We start from the raw sequence: 9,310 nt of genomic DNA, 5'->3' as shown, positions 1-9,310 counted from the left end.
AAATGACTGGTTATTTTGAAAACAAAAGCGCAAGTAATTTTGAAGCCGATCCTTAATTGTTTTCAAAAATTCTTAAGGAATTGTTACAAAATAACTTGCGATAAATTGTTTCCAAAAAGCCTTAAGTGACTGGCTATTTTAAAAACAAAATCGCAAGTAATGTTGAAGCCAATCCTAAATGACGGGTTATTTTAAAAACAAAAGCGCAAGTAATGTTGAAGCCGATCCTTAATGTATTACTTGATTAATAAAGTTCATTTCTTGAATCTGTTTTTGTAAAATATGCACCATTGGATCTTGTGGGTGGTGCTTCATAAAATATTCAAAATCATTACGCGCTAGGCTTAAACAGTCTAGTTGCTGAAAGAGAAACCCACGATCTCGCACTTCATAGGCATCATCAGGATCTAACCTTAACAGAATATCACTGCATAGCAGTGCAATTTCAGATCGACCAGCCTGAATATAAGCAGCTTTTAACACATTAATAAAGCGTTTAATAATCGTTTCATGGCTATCAGGTTTGAGCATATCTAAGGTTAATTTAGCAAGGTTGCCTAATTGTCCGCGCACTTTTAGTTCTAGTGACTCCCAACTTGGCAACTCACCCGTAAAAGGGTCAAAGTAAACCACTTCATTTTCCAGCGTAATACGAATAATAAAGCCACTTGGAAAACAGATCCCCTGCGCATCAAATTCACAAAGTTGTAAGAAATCTAATAATAAAATACCAAGACTAATTGGAATCCCTTTACGGCGCGCAAAGACACGAGAAATCAGTGCATTTTTAACTTTAAAAAAAGCTTTCCAGTCACCCTCATAACCCTGTTGTTGATACAAGAGATCAATCAATGCAATGAGCTTGGCTTTGTTCGCACTTTCAAAAGAGGATAACTTAGAGTTAATGACCAACTGCTGTAAACGTAAACTGTCTTCAAACTTATCAATGCTTAAACCCGTTATTTCAGATTCAACCACTAAGGCAGCATCAAGCAGTGAGCTTTTTTCAAAATCAAATTGATCCGTCATCATCACGGCACTATTTTCTGTGCGTGGTGAGATCATACCTTGAGAAATATCTGTCACGGTTTACCCTACTAGTAAGATAGCTTGTTTGGTCATCGCTAACTTGCCAATATAAGCAAGCCAACCGAATGCACCTAAAAAACTAATCACTTGTATTTTAGTTGCTTTTTTCTCATTTAAGGCTGTTTTTACCATCATGATATAAGCGCCAAATGCGATGATTTTTTCCAGTACCCAGTAGCCATGTTCAGAAAATGGGTCGATCTGTAAAAACCAGATAAGGCCAACCCCGAATACGATAATAGTTAAATGCGTGTGGGTTAATATTTTTTGAAAAATCTCTTTTTGTGCATTTTTATGACCGGTTTTTAACCAGTAAAAATTAATAATAAATAAGATCACTGCAATCAAAACCAGTGTTAGATGCGCATGTTTTAAAAATCCGTACATTATTTTTATCTCTTATAGGTAGCGATAGTGATGCGATCATTCGCACCATAATCTTTTATGGTTTTAATATTCTGGTAACCAAGGGCGGTAAATATTTCAGCAACCGCTTGTCCTTGCTCAAAGCCATGTTCAATCAATAGCTGGCCGTTATTATTCAAATAATCACGTGCTTGATTGGCAATTAAACGGATATCAGCCAATCCATTTTCCGATGCCACTAGTGCAGACAAAGGCTCAAAACGCACATCACCTAATTTCAGGTGTTTATCATTTTCATCAATATAAGGTGGATTAGAAACGATAATATCGAACTGCCCCGTTACCTTTTCAAACCAATTGCTGTGTTTGAAAATGATGTTATTGATCTTAAGTAGCGTTGCATTCTGTTGCGCTAATCTCACTGCATCTTCATTAAAATCAACCGCAACACAACAGGTATTTGGTAGCTCACTCGCCAGTGCTAAAATGATAGCCCCCGTGCCCGTGCCTAAATCTAATATTGAAGATTGAGGTAAACAGTTCACCAACGCTGTTTCCACTAACATTTCAGTGTCAGGTCGCGGTATTAATGTTGAATCATTGACCTTTAAAGGCAATGACCAAAACTCCCGCGTGCCTGTTAAATGCGCCACAGGAACGCCTTTGATACGTTGCTCAATCAATGTTTCAAAACTGTTTTTTTGCGTTGTAGTTAATGCTCGCTCAGGCCATGTCATGAGATACACAGTCTCTTTTTGTAATACAAAAGCAAGCAATATCTGAGCATCAAGCAGTGCAGAATCACTGTTTATTAACAATGATTTTGCCCAAGCTAGCGTTTCATCAATGCGCAATTAGAAATTACCCTTGGCAAGCGCAGCTAATTTGTCCGCTTGATCTTCCAAAAGAATAGGATCAAGTAATGCATCTAATTCACCCTCTAAAATTTCATTTAAACGGTACAATGTGAGGTTAATACGGTGATCACTCACGCGCCCCTGTGGATAGTTATAAGTACGAATACGTTCACTACGATCACCACTGGCCACTAAACTACGGCGTATACTTTGCTCTTCCGCATTGTTCTTTTCATCTTCAGCCTGTTGCAAACGCGCTTGTAAAACAGACATCGCTTGCGCACGGTTTTTATGTTGTGAGCGCTGATCTTGACACTCAACCACCGTCCCCGTTGGAATATGAGTCAAACGCACTGCAGAATCGGTTTTATTAACATGCTGACCACCCGCGCCTGATGCACGGAAAGTATCCATTTTAAGATCTGCTGGGTTAATAACGATAGCTTCCGCTTCTGGCACTTCAGGCATCACCACCACCGTACAGGCAGAGGTATGAATACGCCCTTGTGATTCTGTTTCTGGTACACGTTGTACACGATGACCACCGGACTCAAACTTCAAAATACCGTAAGCACCTTCGCCCTCAACTTTAACGATCACCTCTTTGTAACCGCCCTGTTCACTGGCATTGGTGTTCATTATCTCCATGCGCCACTTTTTACTGTCGATATATTTACTGTACATGCGGAACATGTTACCTACAAAAATAGCGGCTTCATCACCCCCTGCACCCGCGCGAATTTCGATGTAACAGTTACGATCGTCATTGGGATCTTTAGGCAATAGTAAAATTTGCAACTCATCAGAAAGTTTAGCCACGTTCACTTTTGCTTCTTTCACCTCTTCCTTAGCCATCTCTTTCATCTCAGGATCGTCATCTTCAAGCATCATTTGTGCCGTTTCTAAATCTTCAACACTGCCTTGATATGCTTGAAAACATAAAACAACCACTTCGAGTTGTGAATACTCTTTGGTAAGTTCACGATATTTGTCTTGATTCGCCAGCGTTTCAGGGTCACCCAGTAATGCCTGAACCTCCTCATAACGCTCAACTAATCCTTCTAGTTTTTCAACAATTGATGCTTTCATGTTTTTCTCTTCTATTCTTCATTCAGCCCTAACGCCGAACGTAATATTTGTAATTCATTATCATCACCCGAGCGACTCACCTGTGTTAAGGCTTGGCTGGGGTGATGAATTAATTTATTGGTTAATTTAAAGGCTAACTCTTTTAACACTTTTTGTGCATCGTTACCATTTTCAAGCGAGCTCAATGCACGATTTAATAACTCGTCTCGTAACCGCTCACTATTGGTGCGGTAGTTACGAATGCTCGTAACCGCTTTTAATGATTCGATCCAATGACAAAAACCTTCAACGCAACCTTCAATAATTTTTTCCGCTTCAATGGCCGCATCTTGACGTGCTTGTTTGTTCTCTTCAATAATGCCATGTAAATCATCCACACTATAAAGGTAAACATCACGTAGTTCGGAAACTTGCGCTTCAATATCGCGTGGTACGGCAATATCGATAAATAGCATCGGTTGATGGCGGCGCGCTTTCAGTGCACTTTCGACCATACCTTTACCAATAATAGGTAGCGGACTCGCCGTAGAAGAGATAATAATATCGGCATCCGCAAGGTGATTGGGGATTTCACCCAGTGTGATCGCCTGTGCACCAAACTGCTCAACCAATCCCATCGCGCGAGAAAGCGTACGGTTAGCAATGGTAATATTTGGCACATCATGTTCCACTAAATATTTACCGACCAGCTCAATGGTTTCACCTGCACCAATCAATAACACCCGACTTTGGCTGAGATCGCTGAATATCTGTTTGGCTAAACAAACCGCGGCAAACGCCACCGAAATAGCATTCGCGCCAATTTGTGTCTCAGTGCGCACCCGTTTAGCCACGGTAAAGGCATGTTGAAACCAACGGTTTAATAGTTTGTTAACACTTTTTGCTTGGCTAGCGGTGGCGAACGCTTGTTTTATCTGCCCTAATATTTGTGGCTCACCTAATACCAGTGAATCGAGCCCACACGAGACACGAAACAGATGCTGAATTGCTTGCTCGTTATGATAACAGTAAAGGCTTTTTGTTAATTCAGATTGTTCGACTTTATGAAAAAGGCAGAACCAATCGATAACCGCTTGGCAGTTTTCCTGATCTACATGCAGGTATATTTCAGTACGGTTACAGGTAGAGACGATCACCGCTTCTAATACGTGCTGTTGTGCTAATAATTGTTGATACGCATCAAACAAAGATTCAGGGCTAAAGGCGACTTTTTCGCGCAATGCTACCGAAGCGGTTTGATGGTTAATTCCTAAAGCAAAAAGAGACATTCTATAAATTCACAACACAAGTTTAAAATGGAAAACACAAAGCAGGAATTCTACGGAAATTTTTCGCAGAGGGGAAGCATCGAGCGGGTTTTAACAAGATTTAACACTAATTCCTGTCATAAAAAGTGAAAGATAGCATGATTATTGAGTTTTACCTTTTTACAAGTCTCCTGTGCAAGAGTATTATTGGAACTTAATTCATCTCCTTTAAAGAATCGTTGTTACTATAATGCCAATAAATATGCCCATTAAAAAAATAGCCAGTGCCCTCTTTTTAACTTTCTCTCTTTCAGGCTGTTCATTCCTTTATGATACTTTTGTTTACCAGATAGATATTACCCAAGGTAACTATATTGATGATGAAAAAATCGCACAACTAGAGATCGGTATGTCACAAGAGCAAATTATTTTTATTCTTGGTTCTCCGATGTTAATTGACCAGTTTGATTCATCAAAATGGTATTATATCCGCTACATTAAACCCGGTGGTGAAAAAATTCAGCAACAGCAGGTATTGCTCATTTTCTCAAAAAATGTGCTCATGCGCATTCAAAAAGAGGATCATATTAAAGATAACCCGCTGGTGAAAGCAAATCGTAAAAAAGCCCCTAATGAAGCGGCAGAAAGTAATCTTGATGATACTGATCCGCAAACAGATAACTCAGCGCCGATCATTAATTAGATGAAACAGACACAGGCAACATTTGCAGGAGGCTGTTTCTGGTGTATTGAAGCAGCGTTTAATTCACTCAAGGGAGTGATAAATGCAACCTCAGGTTATTGTGGCGGTGCAACCGTTGATCCAACTTATGAAAGTATTTGTACGGGTCAAACAGGTCATGCCGAAGTGGTTCAGGTGAGCTTTGATGAGACGATCATCAGTTACCAAGATTTATTAGCACTCTTTTTTACCCTGCACGATGCAACACAGTTAAACCGTCAGGGAAACGATATTGGGACGCAGTACCGCTCCGCTGTTTTTTATCATAATGAACAGCAGCAGAAACAGGCCGAAGCATACATAAAAGTACTAACCACTGACGCTGTTTTTGAAAAACCGATCGTCACAACCGTGACCCCATTAGCGACGTTTTATGTTGCTGAAAGTTACCACCAAGGTTATTATTTACAAAATCCCAATCAGGGTTATTGCGCAATGGTGATCAGCCCTAAATTTAATAAGTTCAAAACCAAGTACAAAAACATGCTAAAAAGCTAAAGGTCAAAAAGTAGAAAACTGATAACGAATAATCGATCGCTAAAAAACATCTTATATCGTATTTAATCATTGACAATTTTTCTGCTCGCCATAACATGTGATGATGTTCACACTTCCTATTGAGTTACGTTTTTGAGATTCTCACTATTACAATTTAAGTCTCAAACCGTTGCATCATGGTCACTTGTCTTAGTGGCGATTGTGTTAGTGGTGTGCTTTTCTCAAAATCTAGGTTATTCCGCTGCTTGCCCTACCACTCCCCAGGCGGATGTGACTGAACAACTAACAGCCGATAACAACGTTTCGGAATGCAGTAGCAGCGAACAACTTATCCAAACACATGCTATGCATTTAGAATTCGCTATCCCGTTGTTTATCTTAGCCTTAGTCATTCTTGTGGCGATGTTGAAACAACAAGCGACCATTTACTTCTTCACTGAACCTATCACCTCCTATGGCGTTAGGCGGCATCTCGCGTTCTGTACCTTTCAAGAATAAACACCGCTCCGATACTTATCTCTTTGTAACTATTCGGCTGGTTGCTGTTTAAACGAATCTATTTTTAAGTGGGTTATTTGCCTCGCATAGATAACCTTAAATTTTGTTTTAACATTACCTTTCTGAGCACATCACATTCCACTTTTTGGTGGCACTGAATAGTTACATCTGTTTTTATTAAAATATTTACGGAGTAAACCTGTGTTTAAAATTCAACTTATTAATGTAGTTACTAAGTTACGCTTCATATTCCTTTTAGCGTTAACATTAGCAATGCAGACTTTTTCACTGTCTGCACAATCACTCGCAACAGAAGCAATATCAACAGGTTGGTTAACCCATCCTGACCATCCACCGGCACAAGTACGTTTTATGCTTACCGGAGAGGTTGATGTAAAAAATAAACAAATTAATGGCTTACTGGAAGTTAAGCTTGATGGTGATTGGAAAACCTATTGGCGTTCACCGGGTGAAGGCGGGGTATCCCCCATACTTGACTGGCGCCAATCAAGCAATCTATCCGATTTACAATGGCACTGGCCAACACCCGCTTATTATGAGCAATTAGGTGTGAAAACACTGGGTTATAAACATAATGTGACTTTCCCAATGACCCTGACCGTTGATGATATGAATCAACCACTGCACTTTTTAGGAAAATTAACTCTCCCAACCTGTACCAACATCTGTGTGCTCAGCGATTATGACTTGGACTTAGCACCCGTCATACCCGCTGATCTTCATGCGAATAAAAATGCACAGCATCTCTATCAGCAAGGGCTTTCAACCGTGCCCACAAAAAATAGTGAAACGAAGGTAATCGTTGCATCTTTTTCATATGAATCACAACAATTACAACTGCAATTAAGCCACGCAGAAGGCTGGGATTCACCACAAATATTGATTGATGGTGATGAGGTTAGCGATGATTATTTTTCCCAACCAATCATTAATATCAACAAAAATATTATGACCGCCACCTTCAAGGTGACCAATTGGTTAGGTAAAACCGACCTTGTTGATAAGTCGATCACCATCACCGTTTCAGATGCCCTTTTCTCTCATGAGTTAAAGACAAGGGTTGATAATAAAACGTTGTTTGAAAGTGGCTCAAGCAGTTTATTAACCATGATTGCTTTTGCGCTATTGGGGGGCTTGATTCTGAATATCATGCCCTGCGTATTGCCGGTATTAGGCATGAAGCTAAATAGCATGTTAGCCTCCAGACATGCGAGTAAACGTACTATTCGCTTGCAATTTTTAGCCTCAGCAGCCGGCATTTTAACCTCGTTTTGGTTGTTGGCGATTGCTTTACTTATTTTGAAATTTACCGGAAATGCGATTGGCTGGGGGATTCAATTCCAAAACCCACTCTTTATTGGTTTTATGGTGATCATTACCGCGCTATTCACCGCTAACTTACTGGGATTATTTGAACTGCGCCTACCCAGCCGCTTTTCAACATCGGTGGCGAGTAAAGGTGATGACTCAACCTTTGGCCACTTTATACAAGGTATGTTTGCCACTTTGCTTGCGACCCCCTGTAGTGCACCTTTCTTAGGGACGGCCGTTGCTTTTGCATTAGGGGCAAGTGTGTTTGAAATGTGGATGGTATTTACCTTTTTAGGTCTCGGTATGGCACTACCTTGGTTGCTATTAGCACTGTTTCCAAGCCTGGTTTCATTACTGCCTAAACCCGGTGCATGGATGAATAAAGTAAAGGTTATCTTTGGTTTGATGATGTTAATAACAACATTGTGGCTGTTGAGTTTATTAACCCCCTTTATTGGTACTTTCCCTACCTTAATGATCGCACTGCTCTTGCTGGTGTATTTGTTATATAAAATAGCTAAAACACAAGGCAAAAACACAGTGATTGTGATCTTAGCGGTGACCGTAGCGGTAAGTAGTGCAGGGCTTGCGATTGCTAGTTTAACCAGCAAACATTGGGCAACACCACTGCAAGATAACCTGAACTGGCAACCACTTTATCAACACAGTATTGATGACTATGTTAAACAAGGAAAAACCGTCTTTGTGAATGTGACCGCAGACTGGTGTATCACCTGTAAGACGAATAAAATAGGCGTTATTTTGCAAGACCCTGTCTATAGCGCATTACAACAAGATAACGTGGTGGTTATGAAAGGAGATTGGACACGTCCCAGTGACAAGGTGACCAATTTCTTAAAAAGCCATGGCCGTTTTGGTGTGCCTTTAAATGTTGTTTACGGCCCGAATGCCCCCTCTGGAATACGCTTACCGGTTTTATTAAAGAGTGATGATGTCATAAAAGCACTGCAATCAGCAGGGAGTTCAAACAATGATAACTAAAACAAAACTATTACAGTACGCTAAATCCACGCTGAAATTCATGATTATTATCACCCTATTTTCGCTTGCCATTGATTATTGGCGTAGTCGCGATATGCCAACAGAAACGATTCCACCACTGGCTATCACCACTTTAAAAGGTGATTGGGTTGATATCGAAAAAATGAGCCACGACGGCCCTGTTTTGATCTATTTTTGGGCAACCTGGTGCCCCGTTTGTGAATTAGTGAGCCCTAGCATTGACTGGCTTTCACCGGAAAGCCAAGTAGTTTCAGTGGCGATCACCTCCGGTGAGAATCAACGATTGCGACAATATATGAATCATAAAGCATATGACTTTCATGTCATTAATGATGAAAAAGGCAGTATTAGTCGTCAATGGGGAGTCACTGTGACCCCCTCCATTTTCATCGTCAAAGACGGTGAAGTATCTTCAATCACCACTGGCGTGACCACACCGATGGGGTTGTGGCTACGTTTATTCTTTGCTTAGTAATACCAATCCGCATAAGTATCTGATCTATCTTGTTGGTTAAAATAATAAATAGCGACGTTGCATTCAATCGCAATAGCTAGCTATTACTCAATCA

10 protein-coding genes are annotated in these 9,310 nt (G+C 40.3%); 5 read left to right on the top strand and 5 right to left on the bottom strand.

What is annotated here, in order from left to right; genetic code table 11:
• Window positions 1-228: 228 nt before the first annotated feature.
• Genes G322_RS0114760 through hemA form a run of 5 tightly spaced genes read right to left on the bottom strand, consistent with a single transcriptional unit; the run spans window position 229 to window position 4,669 of the window.
• Window positions 229-1,086, bottom strand: a complete 858-nt coding sequence (locus G322_RS0114760; protein WP_022942513.1) for a SirB1 family protein — start codon at window positions 1,084-1,086, stop codon at window positions 229-231.
• A 3-nt stretch (window positions 1,087-1,089) separates the two neighbouring features.
• A complete protein-coding gene (locus G322_RS0114755) occupies window positions 1,090-1,476 on the bottom strand; it encodes a SirB2 family protein (RefSeq protein WP_022942512.1) in 387 nt (128 codons plus the stop codon).
• A 5-nt stretch (window positions 1,477-1,481) separates the two neighbouring features.
• A complete protein-coding gene (gene prmC, locus G322_RS0114750; RefSeq protein ID WP_022942511.1) occupies window positions 1,482-2,309 on the bottom strand; it encodes a peptide chain release factor N(5)-glutamine methyltransferase in 828 nt (275 codons plus the stop codon).
• Window positions 2,310-3,401 (bottom strand): peptide chain release factor 1, encoded by a 1,092-nt coding sequence (prfA, locus tag G322_RS0114745; protein ID WP_022942510.1) that lies wholly within the window; start codon window positions 3,399-3,401, stop codon window positions 2,310-2,312. It lies immediately after the preceding gene.
• An 11-nt stretch (window positions 3,402-3,412) separates the two neighbouring features.
• A complete protein-coding gene (gene hemA / locus G322_RS0114740; RefSeq protein ID WP_022942509.1) occupies window positions 3,413-4,669 on the bottom strand; it encodes a glutamyl-tRNA reductase in 1,257 nt (418 codons plus the stop codon).
• 229 nt (window positions 4,670-4,898) lie between these two features.
• Here hemA and G322_RS0114735 point away from each other — a divergent pair, with 229 nt between their 5' ends.
• The 5 genes from G322_RS0114735 (at window position 4,899) to G322_RS0114720 (ending at window position 9,213) form a co-directional block, all read left to right on the top strand.
• Window positions 4,899-5,351 (top strand): outer membrane protein assembly factor BamE, encoded by a 453-nt coding sequence (locus G322_RS0114735; RefSeq protein ID WP_245542329.1) that lies wholly within the window; start codon window positions 4,899-4,901, stop codon window positions 5,349-5,351.
• Entirely contained in the window at window positions 5,352-5,888 is a 537-nt protein-coding gene (gene msrA / locus G322_RS0114730) for a peptide-methionine (S)-S-oxide reductase MsrA (protein ID WP_022942507.1), read from the top strand.
• 132 nt (window positions 5,889-6,020) lie between these two features.
• A complete protein-coding gene (locus G322_RS22905; protein ID WP_084683760.1) occupies window positions 6,021-6,386 on the top strand; it encodes a hypothetical protein in 366 nt (121 codons plus the stop codon).
• Window positions 6,387-6,587: 201 nt separating this feature from the next.
• The gene (locus G322_RS0114725) at window positions 6,588-8,720 is read left to right on the top strand and encodes a protein-disulfide reductase DsbD family protein (RefSeq protein ID WP_022942506.1); all 2,133 of its coding nucleotides are present in this window, start codon (window positions 6,588-6,590) and stop codon (window positions 8,718-8,720) included.
• The gene (locus G322_RS0114720) at window positions 8,710-9,213 is read left to right on the top strand and encodes a protein disulfide oxidoreductase (protein WP_022942505.1); all 504 of its coding nucleotides are present in this window, start codon (window positions 8,710-8,712) and stop codon (window positions 9,211-9,213) included. Before G322_RS0114725 ends, G322_RS0114720 begins: the two co-directional genes overlap by 11 nt.
• The last annotated feature ends 97 nt before the right edge of the window (window positions 9,214-9,310 follow it).

It is taken from the genome of Psychromonas hadalis ATCC BAA-638 (assembly GCF_000420245.1).
GTDB lineage: Bacteria > Pseudomonadota > Gammaproteobacteria > Enterobacterales > Psychromonadaceae > Psychromonas > Psychromonas hadalis.
This window is presented reverse-complemented; position numbering and strand designations above follow the sequence as displayed.